The following is a 19,898-nucleotide window of genomic DNA, read 5'->3' as shown; positions in this document are numbered from 1 at the left end:
GACGGCGGGGGCGGGTGGCCCGGCGGCGAACGCATAGGGTCGTCGCCATGACCGTGCTGCGTTCCGTCCTGCTCTTCCTGCTCGCCGCCCTGCTGGAGATCGGTGGTGCCTGGCTGGTGTGGCAGGGTGCCCGGGAGCACCGCGGCTGGGCGTGGATCGGTGCCGGGGTGCTGGCGCTGGGCGCGTACGGCTTCGTCGCGACCCTCCAGGACGACGCGAACTTCGGTCGCATCCTCGCGGCGTACGGCGGTGTCTTCGTCGCCGGTTCCCTGGCCTGGGGCATGGCCGTGGACGGCTACCGCCCCGACCGGTACGACGTCATCGGCGCCCTGGTCTGCCTGGCCGGAGTGGCCGTCATCATGTACGCCCCGCGCGGCCGATAGCGCCGCGTCAGGCAACCTTCCTTCGTGCGGCGGCAACTGCGGGGCGAGAGGCAATCACCGGCCTGCACCGCACCAGCCGAAAGGAAGGCCCATGCCCGTTTCCCGCCACCGGAGGGTCCGGCGGAAGTACACCGCCCTGGCGGCCGCGGCGCTGGTCGCCGCCGCCGGCGCCGGTCTCGCCGTGCACACCGCCGGCGCCGCCGCCGCAGGCTGCAAGGTCGACTATGCGGTGACCAGCACCTGGCCCGGGGGCTTCGGTGCCGATGTCACCGTCACCAACCTGGGCGATCCGCTGACGGGTTGGCGCCTGGAGTGGACCTTCGGCGGCGGTCAGACGGTCACCCGGGCGTGGAGCGCGGACGTCACGCCGAACAGCACGGCGGTCACCGCGAGGAACGTGTCCTACAACGGGGCACTCCCCACCGGCGGGACGGCCTCGTTCGGCTTCAACGGTTCGCTTCCCGGCACCGCCAATCCGGCGCCGACGTCCTTCTCCCTCAACGGTGTTGCCTGCACGGGCGCCGCGGCGACCCCGTCCGCCCCGGCCTCCCCGACGGCGGGCACCCCCACCGCGACCACCACGGCGACGGCTGCCCCCGCCGCCTCCGGCCGGCAGGTGGAGAAGCTCGACCGCGGTGTGGTCTCGGTGCACGGCAGCAGCGGCAACCTGGTCTCCTGGCGCTGGCTGGCCACCGACCCGGACGGCACCGCCTTCAACGTGTACCGCGGCACCACCCGCCTCAACTCCGCTCCGCTGACCGGCTCCACCAGCCTGATGGACGCGGGCGCGGCAGGCGACGCCCCGTACACCGTGCGCCCGGTCGTCGGCGGGGTCGAGCAGGCCGCCTCCGCGCCGGCCCTGGCCTTCGCCGCGGGCTACCGGGACGTGCCGATCCAGCCTCCGTCGGGCGCGTACGAGGCCAATGACGCCTCGGTGGGCGATCTGGACGGCGACGGCCGGTACGAGTTCGTCCTGAAGTGGCAGCCGGCCAATGCCAAGGACAACTCGCAGTCCGGGACGACCGACAACACCTTCCTGGACGCCTACCGGCTGGACGGCACCCGGCTGTGGCGGATCGACCTGGGCCGCAACATCCGCTCGGGCGCGCACTACACGCAGTTCCAGGTGTACGACTACGACGGCGACGGCCGGGCCGAGATCGCCGCCAGGACCGCCGATGCGACGGTGGACGGCACGGGGAAGGTGATCGGTGACGCGGGCGCGGACCACCGCAACTCCTCGGGCTACGTGCTGTCCGGCCCGGAGTACCTGACGGTGTTCAACGGGCTGACGGGCGCGGCGATGCAGACCGTCCCGTACGACCCGCCGCGCGGCACGGTCTCGTCCTGGGGCGACTCGTACGGCAACCGGGTGGACCGGTTCCTGGCGGGCACCGCCTACCTGGACGGCAAGCGGCCCTCGCTGATCGAGGCGCGCGGCTACTACACCCGCACGGTGATCACCGCCTGGGACTGGCGGGGCGGAAAGCTCACCGAGCGCTGGCGGTTCGACACCAACACCTCCGGCAACGGCGCCTACGCGGGCCAGGGCAACCACCAGTTGGCGGTGGCGGACGTCGACGGTGACGGCAAGGACGAGATCGTCTACGGCTCGATGGCGATCGACGACAACGGCGCGAAGCTGTGGAACACCGGCCAGGGCCACGGCGACACCCTGCACGTGGGCGACCTGGACCCGTCCCACCCGGGTCTGGAGGTGTTCAAGGTCGACGAGGACAAGTCGAAGCTCGCGGCCTGGTTCGCGGACGCCCGCACGGGTGCGCTGCTGTGGTCCAACCCGTCCTGCTCCTGCGACAACGGCCGCGGCGTGTCCGACGACGTGTACGCGGGCAGCCCGGGCGCCGAATCGTGGTCGTCCGCGGTGGACGGCCTGCTCGACAGCAGGGGGCGGAACATCGGCCGCAAGCCGGGCTCCACCAACTTCCTCGCCTGGTGGGACGGCGACCCGGTGCGCGAACTCCTCGACGGCACCCGGATCGACAAGTACGGCACGGCCGGTGACACCCGCCTGCTCACCGCCTCCGGGGTGCACTCCGACAACGGCACCAAGTCGACGCCTTCGCTGTCCGGCGACATCCTCGGCGACTGGCGGGAGGAGGTCGTCTGGCCCACCACGGACAACAAGGCGCTGCGGATCTACTCGACGCCGCTGCCCACCGACCGGCGGATCACCACCCTGATGCACGACACCCAGTACCGGACTGCCATCGCCTGGCAGAACACCGCCTACAACCAGCCCCCGCACCCCGGCTTCTTCCTCGGCAACGGCATGGCCACCCCGGCCCGCCCGAAGGTGTACACACCGTGACCTGAACACCGGCCGACCGGAAAGCCGCCCGGCCGCGGGTGGAGCGGTGCCAGGATGGCCGGATGACGGATCGCCGCTTCCCGCGCGCGGGTGAGGTCGTCACCGACCTCGAGGGCCGGCTCGGCTCGGTCGGCACGGTGTCCGCCGCCTTCCGCGGACAGGACTCCGGCTGCGTCTCCTACGGTGTGGAACTCCCCTCCGGGAAGCGGGTGTTCGTCAAGTCGGCGCGGACGGAGGGCGCGGCCCGGTCGTTGCTCCGCGGCTGGGCGTTCCACCGGGCGGTGCGGCATCCGGCGATCGTCCCGCAGGTGCGCCGGTTCACGGCGGACGGGCGGCCGGCGGTGGTGCTGCCGTGGTGTCCGGGCGAGGTGCTGTACCACCCGGTGGACGGGCGGTCGGGCGACCGGACGAGTCCGGGCAGCCCGGCCGCCCGTTTCCGGGCGCTGCCGCTGCCGGTGGTCCTCGCGGCCCTGGACCGCCTGCTGGACGCCCACCTGGCGGTCGAGGCCGCGGGCTTCGTGGCCGTGGACCTCTACGACGGGTCGATGCTGTACGACTTCGCCGGCCGGCGGATGCGGCTGGTCGACCTGGACGAGTACCGCCCGGGGCCGTTCGTCCTGGACGGGGGCCGGCTGCCGGGCTCACGCCGCTATCTGGCGCCCGAGCAGTGCTCGCGGGGCGCCGTGATCGACACCAGGACGACCGTCTTCACCCTGGGCCGGGCCGCCCGGCTGCTGCTGGACGCGGGCGACGAGGAAAGCGCCTGGCGGGGCGGGGCCACCCGTCTCGAGGTGATCGCCAGGGCGACCGACCCCGATCCGGCCCGCCGCCACCCGACCGTGGCCGCCTTCACCACCGCCTGGCGGGCCTGCCGGTGACGGGCACGCCGATGCGGGCTCACAGTTCGAACAGGGCGTCCTGCGGCGGGGCGGGGTGCGGGTCCAGGACCGCCCGCAGCTGCGCGATACCGCGGCGCCAGGCGGGTCCGTCGACCGCCTCGTCCCAGAGTTCGGCGAGTTCGGACTCGGCGGCGAGGACGCGGTCGAGGGCCTGCACGGCGAGTTCGCGCAGATCCTCGACCGCGGACAGCGGCACGGGTTCGTCCGGGCCGTACGCGGTGGTGACCGGCTCACCGCCGGGGCAGCGTGCGGCGACCAGGGCGGCGGACGCCACTGCTTCGACGGCCTCGGTGTAGTCCAGGTGGTCCGTCTCGTCGGCGGCGCGCAGGAGTGCGGCCCGGACCACGGCTTCGCGCGCCTCGGCCGGTACGTCGTCCAGGGCCCCGGCGAAGTCCGCGGCGCTGTCGTTGTCGAAGTGTCCGATGTCCCAGGTGCCCATGATCCCGATCCTGTCCGCCCTGTACTGCACTGGTCGGAGCATCGCAGGGCGGTACGACACCCGGACGGCTCAGACGGCGGCTCGGACGCCGTGGTGGGTGCGGGCGGCGGCGAGGGCGTCGGCCAGGGCTTCGGGGCGGCGGGTGGAGAGGTAGGCGTATGGGCTGAGCAGAGCGGGTTCGGCGATCTCGATGCGGACGGCCTGCGGCAGGTAGCCGCGCATCAGCAGCCTCGCCCGCGGGCCCGCCCGGCGGGTGCGCCAGGCGAGGGCCTCGGCCTCGTCGAGGATCTCGATCCGGCCGAAGTGCTCGGCCCGCAGCACGATCGGGCCTGCGACGAGCACACCGTCGCAGACCCGGATGCGCACCACGCCGTAGCCGCGCAGCGCCCACGCGACCACCGCCAGCAACAGCGCGGCCCCGGACGCGGCGGGGACCTCGCCCAGTGGCAGCAGGGCGGCGGCGAAGCCGGCGGCGGCCGCGAGCGCGGCCAGCCACCAGCGCAGCGGGACGGAGAGCCGTTCGTCGTAGGTGACCACGGCTCGATGCTGCCACGTCCTTACGAACCGTCGGGTGCCGGTACGTCAGGTGCGGAACAGGGCGACCTTGAGGGCTGCGTGGTCGGCTGCGTCGGCGAAGACGTCGTAGGCGTCCTGCATCTCGTCGAGGCCGAAGCGGTGGGTGACCAGGCCGGAGGCGTCGAGTCGGCCGGCGGCGAGCATGGCGAGCAGGCGCGGGGTCGAGCTGGTGTCGACCAGGCCGGTGGTGATGGTGACGTCCTTGATCCAGAGGTCTTCGAGGTGGAGCGTGGCGGGCCTGCCGTGGACGCCGACGTTGGCGACCCTGCCGCGGGGGCGGACCACCCGGGCGCACAGTTCGAAGGACTCGGGGACGCCGACGGCCTCGATCGCGGTGTCGACGCCGCGCCCGTCCCGGCTGAGGGCCCGGACGGCGTCGTCGGTGGCCTGCTGCAGCGTCAGGGCCTCGTCGGCACCGAGGCGCTTGGCGGCGTCGAGGCGGCCCTCGTCCGGGTCGATCGCGATGATCCGGCCGGGGCTGTAGAGCCGGGCGGTGACGATCGCGGCGAGGCCGATCGGTCCGGCCCCGACGACGGCGACGGTGTCGCCGGGTTGGACGCGGCCGTTGCGGACGCCCACCTCGTAGGCGGTCGGCAGGATGTCGGCGAGCAGCAGGGCGCTCTCGTCGGGGACCTCGGTCGGCAGCCGGTGCAGGGAGGTGTCGGCGAACGGGGTGCGGACGTACTCGGCCTGGGTGCCGTCGACCAGGTGGCCGAGGATCCAGCCCCCGCCGCCGGTGCACTGGCCGTAGGCCGCTTCGCGGCAGGACGGGCAGCGGCCGCAGGCGGAGATGCAGGAGACGAGGACGCGGTCCCCGGTGCCGACGGTGCGCACGCCGGGGCCGGCGGCGACGACGGTGCCGACCGCCTCGTGGCCGAGGATGCGGCCCGCTGTGACGTCGGGGACGTCCCCCTTGAGGATGTGCAGGTCGGTGCCGCAGATGGTGACGGCGTCGATGCGGACGACGGCGTCCTCCGGGTCCCGGACGGCCGGGTCGGGCACCTCGCCCCAGGTGCGGCGGCCCGGTCCGTGGTAGGTGAGTGCCTTCATGTCCGATCACTCCTCGGTCGGCGCGGCGGCGGTCGGTACACCTCCACGCTCGTCCGCCGCCCGGCGGCCCGCCATGGGCCGGTCGGCCCTGCCCGCGGCCCGCCCGGCCCCGCGCAGGCCGCACCCGGCGGCGCGTGCCCGGCGGGAAGTGACGGCCAAGCCCTAGGCTGGCAGTGGCGTCTGATCCCGGGATCTCGGAGGAGCCGGTGGGCCACGCGTCGGGTGAGGGCTCGGTGCCCCTGCCGCAGCTGCGGCTGGACGACCTGCTGGACGAGCTGCAGGGCCGGCTGGACGCGGCCCGCACCACCCGCGACCGGGTGCACAGCCTGCTGGAGGCGGTGCTGGCGGTCGGCCGCGACCTGGAGCTGTCACAGGTGCTGCGGCACATCGTGGAGGCGGCGGTGTCGCTGGTGGACGCCGAGTACGGGGCGCTCGGTGTGATCGGCGAGGACAAGCGGCTGGCGCAGTTCGTCCCGGTCGGGATGTCGGACGAGCAGGTGAAGGAGATCGGGGACCTGCCGTCGGGACACGGCGTGCTGGGCGAGCTGATCAGGAACCCGGAGCCGCTGTGCCTGGCGGAGATCTCCGCGCACCCGTCCTCGTACGGCTTCCCGCCGCACCATCCGCCGATGCACACCTTCCTGGGGGTGCCGATCCGGGTGCGCGGGCGGGTGTTCGGCAACCTGTACCTCACCGAGAAGCGCGGCGGGCGGGAGTTCGACGCCGAGGACGAGTCGGTGCTGGCCACGCTCGCGGTGGCGGCGGGCGTGGCGGTCGACAACGCCCGGCTGTACGCGCAGGCGCGGCTGCGCGAGCGGTGGCTGGCGGCGAGCGCGGAGGTCACCGCGGGCCTGCTGTCCGGCCTCGGCGAGCAGGAGGTGCTGGACCTGCTGGTCGACCGGGCCGGCGAGATCGCCCGCGCCGACCTGACGGTGGTGGCGCTGCCGGTGCCGGGCACGGAGGAGCTGGAGGTGCGGATCGCGTCCGGGCTGCGGGCGGACGAGCACGCGGGGCTGGTGCTGCCGCTGGCCGGTTCCTTCGTCGGCGCGGCGGTCACCGCGGGCACCGCGGTGACCAGCCCGGACGTGCAGCACGATCCGCGGATCACGGCGGGGCCGCCGCGCTGGGAGGGCCTCGGGCCGGCGGTCGCGGTGCCGATCGGCACCGCGGAGGGCGGGGTCCGCGGGGTGCTGATGCTGGCCAGGGCGGCGGGCCGGCCGCTGTTCGACCCGGAGGAGTCCGTGCCGCTGTCGGGCTTCGCCGGGCAGGCCGCGGTGGCGATGGAGCTGGCCGAGCGCCGCCGCGACTCCGAGCAGGTGGCGCTGCTGCGGGAACGCGACCGGATCGCCCGCGACCTGCACGACCTGGCGATCCAGCGGCTGTTCGCGACCGGGATGACGCTGCAGGGCGCGACCCGTTTCATCGACCATCCGGAGGCCGCCGACCGGGTGCTGCGCGCGATCGACGACCTGGACGAGACCGCCAGGACGATCCGCGCGACCATCTTCGGGCTGCGCACCCGGGACTCCTCGCCCGCCGCGGGCGGGTTGCGGGCCCGGGCGGTGGGGGCGGTGGAGCGGGCCGCCGCGGTGCTGGGCTTCGCGCCGGCGCTGCGGATGTCGGGGCTGCTGGACACCGTGGTGCCGCCGGGGACGGCCGACGAGGCGGTGGCGGTGCTGCAGGAGGCCCTGTCGAACACGGCCCGGCACGCCCGTGCGTCGGCCGTCGAGGTGTCGGTCGACGCGGGCGCGGAGCTGGTGGTCTCGGTGCGGGACGACGGTGTGGGGCTGCCGGAGGGCGGCCGGCGCAGCGGTCTGGCGAACCTCTCCGAGCGGGCGGCCGCCCTCGGCGGGGAGTTCACGGCGCGGGGGCGGCCGGGCGGCGGCACCGAGGTGGTGTGGCGGGTCCCGCTCGACGGGGCGTGACGGACGGGGCGTGACGGTCGGGGATCGTCGGACGGATCCCGGGCGTCACCCGCCGACGGGCTCGCCGTCCGGGTTGTCGACGACCACGGCGAGCGGGAGGCGCGGTGTCGGGGCGCCCTCGGGGCCGTAGCCGAGGCGGATCAGCAGCTGGACGTGGCCGGGGCCCCGGTGGGTGTCGCGGGCCTCCGTGCGCAGGTACGGCCACTCCATGGCCTGGTGCAGCAGCGAGGCGCGGACGCCGTGGACGGTGGCCAGCAGCAGGACGTGCTCGAGGGCGAGGCCGGCGGTCAGCCAGTCCTCGGGGCTGTCGCCGGTGGTGGTGAGGACGGCGATGCACGGGTCGGGTTCGAAGGCGGCGGGCTGCTGGTGCTCGGCGGGGTGCAGGGCGGAGAAGTCCCGCATCGGGAGCCGTCCTGCGGTGTCCTGCGGGCCGAGTGCGGCGGCCGGGATGCCGTAGGGCGCCGGGCCGGTGCGCGGGCGGACCCAGGTGCGGCTCTCGGCGCTGCGGTCCGGGTCGGTGGTGTTGCGGCGTTCGGCCTCGGCGGTGAGGTGGAGCAGCCGGTCCCGTTCGGTGCGGTCGGGCAGGACGAGGAGTGCGCCCTCGGTGCGGGCGGCCCGGGCGAGTTCGTCGAGCAGGACGGGCGGCAGCGGGGTGTCGGCGAACGGGGTGCGGACGGTGTGCCGGCGCCAGATGGCGTCGTACAGCTCGGCGGTGCCGGGGAGGTCGACGAGGGCGGGTTCGTCGAGGTCGACGGCGGCGAGCAGGTCGGGCTCGGCGGAGTCGGGCAGCAGCCGGACCCTGGGTGCCCAGCCGAGCCGGCGGGCGGCGGTGCGCAGGTTGAACACGGCGGCGCCCACGGAGATGTGCAGAGCGCGTCCGCGCGGGTCGGTGGCGGGCAGGCCGCGCTCGGGGGCGGCGTGGACCTCGAGGGTGGAGGTCTCGGGGCGCAGCCGGAAGCGCCACGGCTGGCTGTTGTGGACGGAGGGTGCGGCGATCGCGGCGGAGAGCAGTTTCTCGAGTGCGACGGCGTCGAGGGCCTCGGTGCGCATGGCTGCCTCCTGGGTGGGCGTGGTCGGCGGCGGGGCGGAGGTCATCCGCGGGGTGGTGGGCCTGCGGTGCGGAGGGTCTCCAGCCGGTGCCGGTACTCGTCGGCGTCGATCTCGCCGCGGGCGAAGCGTTCGGCGAGCAGTTGCTCGGGGGTGGGGCGGGCGGCGTCCTCCGCCGGGACGGTCGGTCTGCGGGCTGTTCGCCCACTTCGATCGTCCCGCTGCGGCGGGGGGCGGGGCTTGGGCCGATCGGCCCGGTTCGGCGGCCGCTGGGCTCAGGACGGTGGGCCCGGGCGGTGCGGGCGGGGGTGGTGGTGCGGGTCCTCGCCCTCGGCGTGGGCGGCGAGGACGGCGGCCTGCAGGCGGCGTTCGACGCCGAGTTTGGCGAGCAGCCGGGAGACGTGGTTCTTGACGGTCTTCTCGGCGAGGTAGAGCCGTTCGCCGATCTGCCGGTTGGTCAGGCCCTCCCCGACGAGGGCGAGGATCTCCTTCTCGCGCGGGGTGAGGGCGGCGAGGGCGGCGTCGGTCTCCGGTTCCTCGTCCTGGTGGCGGAGGTTCTCCATGAGTTGGCGGGTGGTGGCCGGGTCGAGCATGGACTGGCCGGCGGCGACGGTGCGGACGGCGCCGACCAGGTCGGAGCCCTTGACCTGCTTGAGGACGTAGCCGGCGGCCCCGGCCATGATCGCGTCGAGCAGGGCGTCGTCGTCGTCGAAGGAGGTGAGCATCAGGCAGGCGAGTCCCGGGAGGGTGCTGCGGAGTTCGCGGCAGACGGAGACGCCGTCGCCGTCGGGGAGGCGGACGTCCAGGACGGCGACGTCGGGGCGCAGCGCGGGCACCCGGGCGAGGGCCTGGGCGCAGGTGCCGGCCTCGCCGACGACTTCGAGGCCGGGTTCGGCCTCCAGCAGGTCCCGCACTCCGCGGCGGACGACCTCGTGGTCGTCGAGGAGGAAGATCCTCACGGGCGCCGGCCCGGTGCCGCCGGTGGTGTCCATCGTGTCTCCCGTGGGTGCGGGGCAGGTGCTCTTCGATTCTGCGCGGGGCGCGGCCGGGCCGCACCGGGCGGCACGCCCCCGGGGCGGCAGGTGTGCGGCCGGGTCAGCCGGTGGTGGCGGCGGGCGGCGGGCGGAGCCGGCGCAGGTGGGGGTCGAAGGGGGTGCGGGGCTCGATGCGGACGCGGGCGTCGACGCAGACCAGGCCGCCGGGCCGGGCGATCAGCGGGTTGAGGTCGGCCTCGGCGAGCTGCGGCAGGTCGGCGGCCATCCGGGAGACGCCGGCGAGCACGGCGCGGACGGCGGCGACGTCCACCGCGGGCGTGCCGGGGGCGCCGGCGGTCGTGTCGGCCGTCAGCGGGGTGCCGCGGAGTTCGCCCAGCATGGTGTCGATGTCGGCGGTGGTGAGCGGGGCGAGCCTGGCGGTGCGGTCGTCGAGCAGGTCGGTGGCGGTGCCGCCGAGGCCGAGGACGACCAGGGGGCCGAAGACCTCGTCCTGGACGGCGCCGACGAGCAGTTCGAGGCCGGGGGCGGCCATCGGCTGGACGACGGTGCCGGCCAGGCCGGTGCCGAAGCGGGTGGTGAACTCGCGGTGGGCGGCGCGGACCTCGTCCTCGCCGAGGAGTCCGGTGCGGACGCCGCCGGCGCGGCCCTTGTGGACGAGCCCGGGGACGTGTGCCTTGAGGACGACCCGGCCGTCGTGGCCGACGCGGCCGAGCGAGCGGGCGGCGGCCACGGCGGAGCGCTCGTCGGGCGCCTGCACGGACAGCGTGAGCGGGATGCCGTAGCAGTCGAGGAGGCGGGCGGTGCGGGCCGGATCGAGCCAGCCGCCGTCGGGGTGCTCGGTGAGGTGCTCGTCGAGGACGCGGGCGGCCCCGGCCGGGTCGTGGACGGGCGGGAGGGCCTCGGTGCCGGGCGGTTCGGCGAGCAGCCGGGCCCGGTCGCGGGCGTGGGCGAGGGCGCGGGCGGCGGCGAGCGGGTCGGCGTAGCTGGGGATGCGGCGGCCGTCGGCGCCGTCGAGGTGCCGGACGGGCATCTGCTGGTCGACGAGGACGGCGGCGACGGGGGTGCGGCGCCGTCCGGGGCCGTCGTGCAGGGCGCGGCGCGGGTCGTCGGGGCCGCTGGCGACGGCGGTGGGGACGAGGCAGACCAGCAGGGCGTCGACGGCCGGGTGCCGGTCGAGGAGGTCGATGCAGTCGAGGAGTTCGTCGGGGCGGACGGCTGCGGTGGCGTCGACGGGGTTGGCGGTGGTGGCACCGCCGGGGAGGACGGCGCGCAGGGCGGCGGCGAGGTCCTCGGGCAGCGGCGGGAGGTCGAGTCCGGCGTCGGCGCAGGCGTCCGCGGCGAGGACGCCGATGCCGCCGGCGTTGGAGAGGACGACGGTGCGGCAGCGCGGCTGCGGCAGCGCCTGGGCGTGCAGCAGGGCGGCCGTCTCGACGAGCTCGCCGATGCTGCGGGTGGCGGTGATCCCGGCCTGCCGGAACAGTGCCTGCCGGGTGACGGTGGGGGTGGCGGCGGCCGCGGAGTGCGAGGCGGCGCCGCGGCGGCCGGCGGCGGAGCGGCCGGCGTCGACGGTGAGGACGGGCAGGGTGCGGGTGACCCGGCGGGCGGTGCGGGCGAAGGCGCGCGGGTTGCCGAATGACTCCAGGTGGAGCAGGGCGAGGTCGGTGCGTCCGTCGGCCTCCCACCACTGCAGCAGGTCGTTGCCGCTGACGTCGTACTTGTCGCCGAGCGAGACGAAGCTGGAGACGCCGATGTCGAGCCAGGCCAGGCGGTCGAGCAGGGCGATGCCGACGCCGCCGGACTGCACGGCGACGCCGGCGCTGCCGGGCAGCGGGAGGGCGCCGCCGAATTCGGCGTCCAGGCGGACCTCCGGGTCGGTCTGGGCGATGCCGAGGCTGTTCGGGCCGACCAGGCGCATGCTGTGCCGGCGGCAGGAGTGCATCAGCTGGCCGGCGGCGTCGTGGTCGAGGCCGGCGGTGAGGACGACCAGGGCGCGCACTCCGGCCCGGCCGCACTCCTCGGCGGCGGCCGGCACCGCGGCGGGCGGCACGGCGAGGACGGCGAGGTCCGGGGTGCCGGGCAGGGCGGCGGTCGCGGGGAAGGCGGGCTCGCCGGCGACCTGGTCGGCGTACGGGTTGACGGCCCACAGCTCGCCGGTGAAGCCGCCCTCGCGGATCTTGGCGAGGACGGCGTGGCCGACCGCGCCCGGTCGCCGGGAGGCACCGACGACGGCGACCGCGCGCGGCCGGAGCAGGGCGGTGAGGCTGGCGACGTCGGCGGTGGCGCCGCGGGCCTCGACGGCTTCGCGGTAGTGCTCGTCGTCCTCGTCCAAGCGGACGGTGAGCCGGATCTCGCCCTGGTCGAGGTGGCGCCGGACGGGCAGGCCGAGGTCGGCGAAGACGCGGTGGACGGCGAGGTTCCCGACGAGGGTGTCGGCCTCGACGGTGTGGACGCCGCGTTCGCGGGCGGCGTGCAGCAGGTGCTCGACGAGCAGGGTGGCGACGCCGCGGTGGTGCCAGGCGTCGGCGACGGCGACGGCGATCTCGGCGGTGCCGGGCCGGTCGGGGGCGGTCTCGTAGTCGGCCTCGCCGACGAGTTCGCCGCCGACCCAGGCGCCGAGGGCGAGGAAACCGGGGCGGGGCGGGGCGCAGAGCCGTTCGGCGGCGAGCAGCGGGGCGCGCCGGCTGGCGCCGAAGAACCGCAGCCGGCGGCTCTCCTCGGACATCCGGACGGCGTGCAGGTCGAGGACGGCGGCGTGGTCGCGGGCCTCGATCGGGCGGATGGCGGTGGTGGTGCCGTCGGCGAGGAGGGCCTCGGCGGCGGGTGGCTGGTGCGGCAGGGCGGGCATGGCTGGGCTCCTCGCTCGCCGGGCGGGTGCCGGGTGGGATCGCGGTCGCCGGTGTTTCCACGGTCGGCCGGGCGGCGGTGCCGCGGACAGGGCCGGTCGGCCCCTTCCCGAGGGGCGTTGGGGCACTCACCGGGGGCACTCGCCGGGGGCGCGCCCCCATGGGTTGCCCGTGTGCGTTCGTTCAGTCGGCGGTGCGGAGTTCTCCGGCGACCTGGTGGGCCCACTGCCGGATGTGCTCGGCGTTGCGGTAGTCGCCGCCCTTGCCCTTCCTGACCATCATGCGGGCGATCAGGCCGGGGGTCTCCTCGGTCATGCTGCCGCCGAAGGTGACGTGGCCGCGGGCGTGCAGGCGTTCCATCTCGCGGGCGGCGCCGGGCACCGGCAGGAGGTCCTCCTGTTCGGCGGAGCCGTCGATCGGGCCGCTGCTGAACAGCCAGACGGGCCGCTCGTTCAGCGCCTCGGCGTTGCGGTGGGCGCAGCGCAGGGCGTCGCGGTGCCAGTGGCCGGCGTACAGCGAGCCGCCGAGGATGACGGCGTCGTACGGGGTGACGTCGCGGACCTCGCCGGCGGGGACGACGGAGGCCTCGAAGCCGTCCTGTTGGAGGGCGAGGCCGATTTCGGCGGCGATTCCGGCGGTGGCGCCGTGCTTGCTGCCGTAGGCGACCAGGATCCTCTGGGTCTTCGTAGCGTTCATCACGTCCTCCCGTCGCCGGTCGGCCGGGGTGCCGGGCGGCAGGTGCCGACATCTCCAGGGTGGGGCACGGGGGCGGAGGCGGCCAGGGCCGTCGGGGGCGGTGCGGGTGGGCCGTTCGGCAGCCCGTTGTCCCCCTCGCCTCCGGGCCCTCCGAACCGGTGCCGACGGTCTGTCAGCGTTCGGCGCCGGGCGGGGCGGTGGACTCCCGGGGGACGAGGACCGGGTCCGGTGCGGGCCGGGAGGGTGCCGTGCCGTCGTCGAGGACCTCGAAGAGGCAGCGGGCGGCCTGGGCGCCGAAGCCGAACACGTCGCGGCTCATCGCGGAGAGCCGGGGCCGTACGAGCCGGCAGAGCTGCGAGTCGTCCCAGGCGACCAGGGAGAGGTCCTGGGGCACCCGCAGGCCCATCTCGGTGGCGACGGAGAGGCCGGCGACGGCCATCACGTCGTTGTCGTAGACGACGGCGGTGGGGCGGTGCGCGGAGGCGAGCAGGGTGCGGGTGGCCCGGGAGCCGCCCTCTCCGGAGTAGTCGGCGGGCAGCGAGACCGCGTCCTCCAGGCCGAGTTCGGCGGAGACCTCTTCGAAGGCGCGGGTGCGGATGGCGCTGTGGCCGAGGCCGGCGGGGCCGCCGACCCGGGCGATCCGGCGGTGGCCGAGGGCTGCGAGGTAGCGGACGGCCTCCCGGACGGCACGGTCGTCGTCCGTCCACACGGCCGGGTACGGGCCGGCCAGGGAGGGGTCGCCGACGGCGACGGCGGGCAGGCCGGCGGCGGAGAGGGCGGGGATGCGCGGGTCGTCGGTGCGCAGGTCGACGAGGAGGGAGCCGCCGACCCGGCGGCCCTGCCACCATTCGCGCTGGACGTCGATCTCCTCCTCGATGCTGCCGACCAGTCGCAGCAGCAGGGAGCAGCGGCGTTCCACCAGGACGCTCTCGACGCCGGCGATGAAGTCCATGTAGAAGGGCTCCCAGCCGAGCATGGGCGCGGGCCGGGCGAGGACCAGGCCGACGGTGTCGACCTGCTGGGCGGAGAGCGAGCGGGCGGCGGTGTTGGGGGTCCAGCCGAGTTCGCGGGCGGTGGCGAGGATGCGTTCGCGGGTGGCGGCGGAGACGCCGGGGCGGTCGTTGAGGGCGAGCGAGACGGCTGCGGTGGAGACGCCCGCGCGGTCGGCGACGTCGCGGATGGTGACCCGTCTGGTGTCCGACCTGCCCCGGCTCATCGTCGGCCCTCCGGGGGCGCGCGGCCCCGTGTCGCGGCTCCGCGCGCCAGCCCGCACGAAGATCGGCGTCCAATCTATGTGCCGTGCCGGTCCCGTGTCCACGAACCGGTTGAGGCCGGCCGGGCGTCCGCGGGCCGCCCCGGGACGGGCCGTCGGACGCTGTCGACTCAAGCGGTTGAGCGGCGGGCGGTGCCGGTGGGGCGGTTGCGGGGCGGTTGCGGGGCAACTTGCGGGTCAGCGTTCGACGACGAGGCTGTGGCAGGTCCAGCTGAACCGGGAGGGGCCGTCGGCGGGCGGGCGCGGGTGGTAGGTGCCGTCGGAGACGGAGAGGTTGACGATCAGGTAGGCGTGCCAGGTGGAGCCGACGCCCCGGCGGTCGGAGTGGACGGCGGCACCGTTGGCGTACCAGTCGACGGAGGTGCGGCCGAAGACGGTGCGGAGCTCGACGGTGGCGCCGGGGGCTATGCCGACCGCGCCGCCGTGCCAGTAGCGGTAGCCGCCGCGGACGTGGTTGGAGACCTCCAGCAGGTCGGGGTTGTCGGGGTGGTACTCGAAGACGTCGATCTCGTTGCCGCCGTCCCGCCAGGTCCAGATGGCGGGCCAGGCGCCGAGGGCGGTGGGGAGGGTGACCCGGGCGAGCATCACGTCGCCGGGCCGCAGCTGGAAGCCGTCCGGGCTGCCCTCGGTGGTGAGCAGGTTGCAGTTCCACAGGTCGCTGCCGGGCCGCCGGGCGGCGGCGAAGACGCCGCCGGGGCAGTAGTCGGGGACGAGGTGGTCGAGCTTGTGGTCGCTCCTGTTGGTGGGCCCCATCCGGGGGTAGGCGCTGCTGCGCCCCGCCACCCACTGCCGTGCCGACGTGAAGTCCGCGCTGAAGACCGTTGCCATCGCCGCCTCCCGGTTGCCGGTCCGCCGCGTTTTGGGCGGACGCCGTCAATCACTGGGAGTGAATTACCCGTTACGGTTCGTCATATGCGAATCGGAGGTTCCGAATCCGGACCGGCGGCCGCGTCCTCGCGGCGGGCGTGGCGCAGCTCCTCGAGCCCGGTGGTCATCCGGTCGAGGAAGCGGGCGACGGTGCGCAGTTCGTCGGCGCTGAACTCTGCGGCCACGGCGTCGGTGCAGTCGGCGACGGGGGCGAACCAGGCGGCGGCCATCCGGCTGGCGCCGGGGTTGTAGTGCACCTGGACCTGGCGGCGGTCGGCGGCGTCACGGCTGCGGCGGATGTGCCCGGCGCGCTCCAGCCGGTCGAGGACGGCGGTGACGGCGCCGGAGGTGAGGGCGAGCTCCTCGCGCAGTCGGCCGGGGGTGACCGGGCCGGGGGTGACGCCGGTGGAGCCGCGCATGATCGCGAGGAGCGCCTGGACGTCGGTGGCGTGCAGGCCCTGCGCGGCGGCGAAGTCGTGGCCGAGCAGGTTCATCTCGGAGGCGAGCCCTTGCAGGAGGTTGCCGAAGGCCTTGCTGTCGGGCGTCCGCTGCGCGGGGGCGGTCGACTCCTGGTCGGACAAGGGTCACCTCTCGGTCGGTGGGCTGCGCCGGAACGGGTCGGCGGGCTGCGCCGGGCGGGAGCCCCCAGCCTAGGGCGTCTCCGCCCCTCCGATTATCTCAATGGTCAAGTCTTTCGATAATTGAGATATCATCGCGTCCGACCGCCGACCGACCCCGGAGGACCCGCCGTGCCCCCACGCCGCATCCGGCTTCTGCTCCCCCTGGCCCTCGTCGTCGTCTGGCTGGCCCTCGGCGGCGCGTTCGGCTCCTTCGCCGGCCGCCTGACCGAGGTGTCCACCAACGACCGGGCCGCCTTCCTGCCCAAGAGCGCCGAGTCGACCAGGGTCGCCGCCCTGGAGAAGGGATTCCAGGCCGAGGGCACCCTCCCGGTGATCGTCGTCTGGGAGGCCCGCGACGGCTCGGTCACCGCCGAGCAGCGCACCGCCGCCGACCGGGCCCTGCAGGCCGCGGCCACCGTGCCGGGCGCGACCGGCCAGGCCTCCCCCGCCCGGCCCTCCGAGGACGGCCGGGCCCTGCAGGGCGTGGTCGCCCTCCGCTCCGACCTCGGCCGGGAGACCGCGGACAGCGTCGACGCAGTCCGCGCCCGGGTCGAGCAGGTGCCCGGCACCACCGTGGCACTGGCCGGCCCGGCGGCGATCATGGCCGACCTGGGCGGGGCGTTCGCCGGCATCGACGGCCTGCTGCTGGGCGTCGCGCTCGGCGTGGTGCTGGTCATCCTGCTCGCCGTCTACCGCAGCGTGCTGCTGCCGCTGCTGGTGATCGTCGGCGCGGTGTTCGCCCTCGGCGTCGCCTGCGCCCTGGTGTACGTGCTGGCGCAGCACGGCATCGTCCGGGTGGACGGGCAGATCCAGGGCCTGCTGTCGATCCTGGTGATCGGCGCCGCGACCGACTACGCGCTGCTGCTCTCGGCCCGCTTCCGCGAGGAACTCCCGCTGCACGCCGACCGGTTCGCGGCGATGCGGACGGCCTGGCGGCGCTCCGCGGAGCCGATCGTCGCCTCCGGGCTGACCGTGGCACTGGGCCTGCTGGTGCTGCTGCTCTCCGATCTGACGAACAACCGGGCGCTGGGCCCGGTCGGCGCGATCGGCATCGGCTGCGCGGTGGTGTCCGCACTGACCTTCCTGCCGGCCGCGCTGGTGCTCTGCGGCCGCGCCGCGTACTGGCCGGCCCGCCCGCCGGCGGACGGCTCCGCACCGGTGCACGGGATCTGGCAGCGGGTGGCGGCGCTCGTCGGGCGGCGCCCCCGGGCGACCTGGGCCTGCGCCCTGGCGGTGCTGGCGGCCTGTGCGGCCTTCGCGCCCGCGCTGGACGCCCGCGGCGTCGCGCAGACCGACCTGTTCGTCAAGGCGCAGCCCTCGGTGGCCGCGCAGAAGGTGCTGTCGGCGCACTTCCCCGGCGGCTCCGGCAACCCGGCGGTGATCGTCGCCCGTGCGGAGAAGGCGGAGGCGGTCGCGGCCGCTGCCCGCGCGGTGCCCGGGGTGAGCGCGGTCGCCGCGTTCACCGGCGGCGCGCCGGGCGGCCCGGCGAAGACCGTCGACGGGCTGGTCCGCCTCGACGCCACGCTCGCCGACCCGGCGGACGGCGACGCGGCGGTGGCCACCGTGCTGCGGCTGCGCGACGCGGTGCACGCCGTGGACGGCGCGGACGCCCTGGTCGGCGGCTACACCGCACAGCAGGAGGACACCCGGGCCACCGCCTCCCGCGACCGCGGGGTGATCGTCCCGGTGGTGCTGGTGTGCATCCTGCTGATCCTGATCGTGCTGCTGCGCTCGCTGGTGGCGCCGCTGCTGCTGGCGGCGACGGTGGCGCTCTCGTACCTCGCGGTGCTCGGCGTCTCGGCGGTCGTCTTCCCGCACGTGCTGGGCTTCCCGGCCACCGACCCGTCGGTGCCGCTGTACGGCTACGTGTTCCTGGTGGCGCTCGGCGTGGACTACAACATCTTCCTGATGACCCGGGCCCGCGAGGAGTCGCTGCGGCACGGCACCCGGGAGGGTGTGCTGCGGGCGCTCACCGCGACCGGCGGCGTGATCACCTCGGCCGGCGTGGTGCTCGCCGCGACCTTCGCCGCCCTCGGCGTGATCCCGCTGGCGTTCCTGGTGCAGATCGCCTTCATCGTCGCCTTCGGCGTGCTGCTGGACACCCTGCTGGTCCGCTCGCTGCTGGTCCCGGCGCTGGTGTACGACCTCGGCGCCCGCTCCTGGTGGCCGGCCCGGCTCGACCCGGTGGAGGCCCCGGCCGAGCCGGCCGGGGAGCAGGTCCCCGCGGCCCGCTGAGCAGGGACGCCGCCCCACTGTCCAAGCCGGGCGGGCGGGCGTACGGTGGCCACACGGCACTGTGCGCACGCCCGCCCGGCTGCGACCGCCGACCCCGCGCTCCCCCGGCCCCGTGCCCCCACCTCCCTCCTGCCGACACTCCCCGCCCTGACGCCCGGCGGCGAACCGCACCGCTGGAGGCCGACCATGGCCGACCCCAAGGCGTTCCTGAACACGCCCCGGCTGCTCCGCGCCCGCCGGACCGTCGCGGCCCGGGTGCACGACTGGGAGGAGGTCTACCAGCGGCGGGCGCTGCTCCCGATCATCAGCAGCCAGGCCGCCCGGTGCATGGACTGCGGCCTGCCGTTCTGCCACCAGGCCTGCCCATTGGGCAACCTCGTCCCGGAGTGGAACCGCCTGGTCTCCGAGGACGACTGGCGCGACGCCGTGGAACGGCTGGCCGCCACCAACAACTTCCCGGAGTTCACCGGCCGGCTCTGTCCGGCGCCCTGCGAGAGCGCCTGCGTGCTGGCCATCAACGCCGACGCGGTGACCATCAAGAACGTCGAACTCGCCATCGCCGACCACGCCTGGGAACACGGCCTGGAACCGCCGCGGCCGCCGGAGCGCCGCACCGGGCGCACCGTCTCGGTGGTCGGCTCCGGCCCCGCCGGCCTGGCCGCCGCCCAGCAGCTCACCCGGGCCGGCCACACCGTCACCGTCTACGAGCGCACCGACCGGATCGGCGGCCTGCTGCGCTACGGCATCCCGGACTTCCGGCTGGAGAAGCACCGCCTCGACCGCAGGATCGACCAACTCCGCGCCGAGGGAACGCAGTTCCGCACCGGCGTGGCCGTCGGCCGGGACCTGCCGGCGGACGAGCTGCGGGCCGGCTGCGACGCGGTGGTGATCGCCGTCGGCGCCACCGCCTGGCGCGAACTCCCGGTGCCCGGGCGGGAGTCCGCCGGCATCCACCAGGCCATGGAGTACCTGCCGCTGGCCAACCGGGTGGTGGCGGGCGACCTCGACCACTCCCCGGTCAGCGCGCAGGGCCGGCACGTGGTGGTGATCGGCGGCGGCGACACCGCGGCCGACTGCGTGGGCACCGCTGTGCGCCAGGAAGCTCTGGACGTAAGGCAGTTGGACATCCATCCGCGGCCACCCGCGGCCCGCCCGGAGGCGCAGCCCTGGCCCGTCCACCCCAAGGTCCACCGGGCGACCACCTCGCACGAGGAGGCCGGCGAACTCCGGCCGCCGACCCTCGCGGACCCGGACATCCGGGCCTACGCCTCCGCCACCGTCCGCTTCGACACCGACTCCGGCGGACACGTCTCGGCCGTCCGCTTCGCCGACGCCGAACCCGGCGGCCGGACCCCGGTGCCCGGCACCGAGCACGCACTCCCCGCCGACCTCGTGCTGCTCGCCCTCGGCTTCTCCGGCCCCGAACACGGCAGCGGCCTGGCCGAACAGTTGGGCCTCGGCCTGGACGCCCACGGCAACCTCGCCCGGGACGGCCGGTTCGCGGCCGGGCCGGAGGGCGTCTTCGTCGCGGGCGACGCCGGCCGAGGCCAGTCCCTGGTCGTCTGGGCCATCGCCGAAGGCCGCGCGGCCGCCGCCGCCGTCCACCGCTACCTCACCGGCCGCGACGAACTCCCCTCCCCCATCACCCCCGCCGACCATGCCATCACCCCCGAGGACGTCCCCCCGCTCCCGGCCTGACCACCGAGCCCGGCGGGGCAACC

At 75.5% G+C, this 19,898-nt stretch carries 17 protein-coding genes; 6 read left to right on the top strand and 11 right to left on the bottom strand.

Annotation, left to right across the window (positions count from 1 at the left end; genetic code table 11):
• Positions 1 to 47: 47 nt before the first annotated feature.
• The 3 genes from ACQ614_RS31665 to ACQ614_RS31655 all read left to right on the top strand — a co-directional run bounded on the left by ACQ614_RS31665 (position 48) and on the right by ACQ614_RS31655 (position 3,590).
• Positions 48 to 383, top strand: coding sequence for a YnfA family protein (locus ACQ614_RS31665; protein ID WP_431682391.1), 336 nt, complete (start codon positions 48 to 50; stop codon positions 381 to 383).
• A 91-nt stretch (positions 384 to 474) separates the two neighbouring features.
• Positions 475 to 2,712 (top strand): cellulose binding domain-containing protein, encoded by a 2,238-nt coding sequence (locus tag ACQ614_RS31660; protein WP_431682390.1) that lies wholly within the window; start codon positions 475 to 477, stop codon positions 2,710 to 2,712.
• A gap of 62 nt (positions 2,713 to 2,774) precedes the next feature.
• On the top strand, positions 2,775 to 3,590 hold the full coding sequence (locus tag ACQ614_RS31655; RefSeq protein ID WP_431682389.1) for a serine/threonine protein kinase: 816 nt from the start codon (positions 2,775 to 2,777) through the stop codon (positions 3,588 to 3,590).
• 19 nt (positions 3,591 to 3,609) lie between these two features.
• On the opposite strand, the gene ACQ614_RS31650 is transcribed toward ACQ614_RS31655, so the two are convergent.
• From ACQ614_RS31650 to ACQ614_RS31640, 3 genes are all read right to left on the bottom strand, one after another.
• Complete coding sequence (locus ACQ614_RS31650; RefSeq protein ID WP_431682388.1) at positions 3,610 to 4,050, bottom strand: DUF4259 domain-containing protein; 441 nt, start codon at positions 4,048 to 4,050, stop codon at positions 3,610 to 3,612.
• A gap of 69 nt (positions 4,051 to 4,119) precedes the next feature.
• The gene (locus tag ACQ614_RS31645; protein WP_431682387.1) at positions 4,120 to 4,587 is read right to left on the bottom strand and encodes a DUF3093 family protein; all 468 of its coding nucleotides are present in this window, start codon (positions 4,585 to 4,587) and stop codon (positions 4,120 to 4,122) included.
• 45 nt (positions 4,588 to 4,632) lie between these two features.
• Positions 4,633 to 5,676, bottom strand: a complete 1,044-nt coding sequence (locus ACQ614_RS31640) for a zinc-dependent alcohol dehydrogenase family protein (RefSeq protein ID WP_431682386.1) — start codon at positions 5,674 to 5,676, stop codon at positions 4,633 to 4,635.
• 206 nt (positions 5,677 to 5,882) lie between these two features.
• On the opposite strand from ACQ614_RS31640, the gene ACQ614_RS31635 reads away from it, so the two are divergent.
• Positions 5,883 to 7,601: a GAF domain-containing protein gene (locus ACQ614_RS31635; RefSeq protein WP_431682384.1), complete on the top strand. Its 1,719-nt coding sequence runs from the start codon at positions 5,883 to 5,885 to the stop codon at positions 7,599 to 7,601.
• 45 nt (positions 7,602 to 7,646) lie between these two features.
• On the opposite strand, the gene ACQ614_RS31630 is transcribed toward ACQ614_RS31635, so the two are convergent.
• The 8 genes from ACQ614_RS31630 to ACQ614_RS31595 all read right to left on the bottom strand — a co-directional run bounded on the left by ACQ614_RS31630 (position 7,647) and on the right by ACQ614_RS31595 (position 15,903).
• Positions 7,647 to 8,696, bottom strand: a complete 1,050-nt coding sequence (locus tag ACQ614_RS31630) for an Acg family FMN-binding oxidoreductase (RefSeq protein ID WP_431682383.1) — start codon at positions 8,694 to 8,696, stop codon at positions 7,647 to 7,649.
• A complete protein-coding gene (locus ACQ614_RS31625; RefSeq protein ID WP_431684080.1) occupies positions 8,693 to 8,791 on the bottom strand; it encodes an SHOCT domain-containing protein in 99 nt (32 codons plus the stop codon). The genes ACQ614_RS31630 and ACQ614_RS31625 overlap by 4 nt, the downstream gene beginning before the upstream one ends.
• Positions 8,792 to 8,923: 132 nt before the next feature.
• Entirely contained in the window at positions 8,924 to 9,640 is a 717-nt protein-coding gene (locus tag ACQ614_RS31620; RefSeq protein ID WP_431682382.1) for a response regulator, read from the bottom strand.
• 103 nt (positions 9,641 to 9,743) lie between these two features.
• Complete coding sequence (locus ACQ614_RS31615) at positions 9,744 to 12,488, bottom strand: GNAT family N-acetyltransferase (protein ID WP_431682381.1); 2,745 nt, start codon at positions 12,486 to 12,488, stop codon at positions 9,744 to 9,746.
• Positions 12,489 to 12,669: 181 nt separating this feature from the next.
• Positions 12,670 to 13,182 carry a flavodoxin domain-containing protein gene (locus ACQ614_RS31610; RefSeq protein WP_431682379.1) on the bottom strand — a complete coding sequence of 171 codons (513 nt, stop codon included), beginning with the start codon at positions 13,180 to 13,182 and terminating at the stop codon, positions 12,670 to 12,672.
• A gap of 172 nt (positions 13,183 to 13,354) precedes the next feature.
• A complete protein-coding gene (locus ACQ614_RS31605; protein WP_431682378.1) occupies positions 13,355 to 14,398 on the bottom strand; it encodes a LacI family DNA-binding transcriptional regulator in 1,044 nt (347 codons plus the stop codon).
• A gap of 234 nt (positions 14,399 to 14,632) precedes the next feature.
• Entirely contained in the window at positions 14,633 to 15,283 is a 651-nt protein-coding gene (locus ACQ614_RS31600) for a beta-glucanase (protein WP_431682377.1), read from the bottom strand.
• Between the two features lie 80 nt (positions 15,284 to 15,363).
• Positions 15,364 to 15,903, bottom strand: coding sequence for a MarR family winged helix-turn-helix transcriptional regulator (locus ACQ614_RS31595; RefSeq protein ID WP_431682376.1), 540 nt, complete (start codon positions 15,901 to 15,903; stop codon positions 15,364 to 15,366).
• A gap of 168 nt (positions 15,904 to 16,071) precedes the next feature.
• On the opposite strand from ACQ614_RS31595, the gene ACQ614_RS31590 reads away from it, so the two are divergent.
• Together ACQ614_RS31590 and ACQ614_RS31585 are read left to right on the top strand one after the other, a co-directional pair.
• Positions 16,072 to 18,177 (top strand): MMPL family transporter, encoded by a 2,106-nt coding sequence (locus ACQ614_RS31590; RefSeq protein ID WP_431682375.1) that lies wholly within the window; start codon positions 16,072 to 16,074, stop codon positions 18,175 to 18,177.
• Between the two features lie 186 nt (positions 18,178 to 18,363).
• Positions 18,364 to 19,875 carry a glutamate synthase subunit beta gene (locus tag ACQ614_RS31585; RefSeq protein ID WP_431682374.1) on the top strand — a complete coding sequence of 504 codons (1,512 nt, stop codon included), beginning with the start codon at positions 18,364 to 18,366 and terminating at the stop codon, positions 19,873 to 19,875.
• Positions 19,876 to 19,898: the final 23 nt, after the last annotated feature.

It is taken from the genome of Kitasatospora dryopteridis (assembly GCF_050749075.1).
Lineage (GTDB): Bacteria > Actinomycetota > Actinomycetes > Streptomycetales > Streptomycetaceae > Kitasatospora.
This window is presented reverse-complemented; position numbering and strand designations above follow the sequence as displayed.

Bases quoted from the DNA above. Each gene is read 5' to 3' on its own strand.
- ACQ614_RS31655 (WP_431682389.1), top strand. From the start codon at position 2,775: ATGACGGATCGCCGCTTCCCGCGCGCGGGTGAGGTCGTCACCGACCTC.
- ACQ614_RS31665 (WP_431682391.1), top strand. From the start codon at position 48: ATGACCGTGCTGCGTTCCGTCCTGCTCTTCCTGCTCGCCGCCCTGCTG.
- ACQ614_RS31630 (WP_431682383.1), bottom strand. From the start codon at position 8,696: ATGACCTCCGCCCCGCCGCCGACCACGCCCACCCAGGAGGCAGCCATG.
- ACQ614_RS31620 (WP_431682382.1), bottom strand. From the start codon at position 9,640: ATGGACACCACCGGCGGCACCGGGCCGGCGCCCGTGAGGATCTTCCTC.
- ACQ614_RS31605 (WP_431682378.1), bottom strand. From the start codon at position 14,398: ATGAGCCGGGGCAGGTCGGACACCAGACGGGTCACCATCCGCGACGTC.
- ACQ614_RS31610 (WP_431682379.1), bottom strand. From the start codon at position 13,182: ATGAACGCTACGAAGACCCAGAGGATCCTGGTCGCCTACGGCAGCAAG.
- ACQ614_RS31660 (WP_431682390.1), top strand. From the start codon at position 475: ATGCCCGTTTCCCGCCACCGGAGGGTCCGGCGGAAGTACACCGCCCTG.
- ACQ614_RS31615 (WP_431682381.1), bottom strand. From the start codon at position 12,488: ATGCCCGCCCTGCCGCACCAGCCACCCGCCGCCGAGGCCCTCCTCGCC.
- ACQ614_RS31650 (WP_431682388.1), bottom strand. From the start codon at position 4,050: ATGGGCACCTGGGACATCGGACACTTCGACAACGACAGCGCCGCGGAC.
- ACQ614_RS31600 (WP_431682377.1), bottom strand. From the start codon at position 15,283: ATGGCAACGGTCTTCAGCGCGGACTTCACGTCGGCACGGCAGTGGGTG.
- ACQ614_RS31640 (WP_431682386.1), bottom strand. From the start codon at position 5,676: ATGAAGGCACTCACCTACCACGGACCGGGCCGCCGCACCTGGGGCGAG.
- ACQ614_RS31585 (WP_431682374.1), top strand. From the start codon at position 18,364: ATGGCCGACCCCAAGGCGTTCCTGAACACGCCCCGGCTGCTCCGCGCC.